Source organism: Bacteroides stercorirosoris, from assembly GCF_900142015.1.
GTDB lineage: Bacteria > Bacteroidota > Bacteroidia > Bacteroidales > Bacteroidaceae > Bacteroides > Bacteroides stercorirosoris.
In genome coordinates this window covers 1-1,168 of record NZ_FQZN01000084.1, presented here as the reverse complement: position 1 = coordinate 1,168, position 1,168 = coordinate 1, and the positions used below count along the sequence as shown (strand labels likewise).

At 51.5% G+C, this 1,168-nt stretch carries 2 protein-coding genes; one reads left to right on the top strand and one right to left on the bottom strand.

From position 1 onward, the window contains the following. On the bottom strand, positions 1 to 381 hold a 381-nt coding region (locus BUC01_RS24835; RefSeq protein ID WP_317044921.1), incomplete at its 3' end, for a phage integrase SAM-like domain-containing protein. 386 nt (positions 382 to 767) lie between these two features. On the opposite strand from BUC01_RS24835, the gene BUC01_RS24830 reads away from it, so the two are divergent. Then, positions 768 to 1,168 (top strand): hypothetical protein (locus BUC01_RS24830; protein WP_073315211.1); only part of this gene is annotated, 401 nt, incomplete at its 3' end.

The window sequence follows — 1,168 nt, the reverse complement described above, 5'->3', positions numbered from 1 at the left end:
TTCCACCAGTAACTTCTGCATATCGTCCCGTTCCAGCACACGACGGTGGTCCGCCTTGCGCCCGGTGAACACGTCACGGAACTGGTGGGGGATGAAAGCCGCCAGTTTACGGACCACAGCCCGGTTATAAACCGCCTGGAGCATACGCATATAGGTGGAGACGGTATTCCACGCCAGACCCTTCCCACCCTTATGGAGCAGGTAACCCTCATAGGCCTTCAGCCACAAGGGCGTGATGCCGGACACGGGCAGCCCCTCGCCACCGAAAGCCATCACCGACCGCAGCACGCTGCCGCATACATGGGCGGTGCCGTACTGCCCGTTCATTTCGAGTTCAGCGACCACCGAACTCATAAATTTGTTTAAATAGACTGTTTTCATATTCATTCATTTTTTCGCACGTTGTCGCACGCGCATATACTACGTCACAAACAGGAGTCAAAGACAAATGTTTCGTTACAATACTATCTTTAACCACTGCATTCAAGTCTTGTCAGAAATGTTAATTTGACAGATATTTGCACCAAAGGTCAGAGGCGGGTGCTTTGACCCGTAGAGGAACCGCGCGTTCCTCTACGGGCAAGGCACCCTTCCCCGTAGAGAAACGACCCGCAGGTCGTAGAGCAACATCGACATACCGTAATCATTGGATTTTCCATCGTTTGCCGGAGTAACACATCTGCCTTCTTCCACTGCTCCGAGGAACGATCCCCGCCACAGGGACACAAACGTATGGAAATATTTTTCACTTCAAAACAATATACATAATGATTACAGTTACCATTCAGGTGAAGCCCTATCTCGCGGCTTACCTGCAAAGCGCATACGCGCACTGCACAGTGGAAGGTGCCATCCGTTTTACCAAAAATCAGAATCTTTACAGTTGCCTGCTACAGCTCACCACTCCCCGCCCCAAGGGCGTGTCGTGGCGGGACCAAGGGAATGTCATTCTCTCCCTGCCCTGCCCCAGCGTGGGGAAAGACCCGAGGACTTATAATTATCTGGGAGAAGAGGCCGTAAAGGTTCTGGAGCAGGAAATCAACTATGAAATGAGAATGGATTACTACCGCTTCCTGCGCAGGAACAAGTTTAAGAACGGGATGATGTTCACAAGGGCCACGGAGTTGTATCTGGAAGAGCACGGGATGACGGAACTTATACCGGAAGA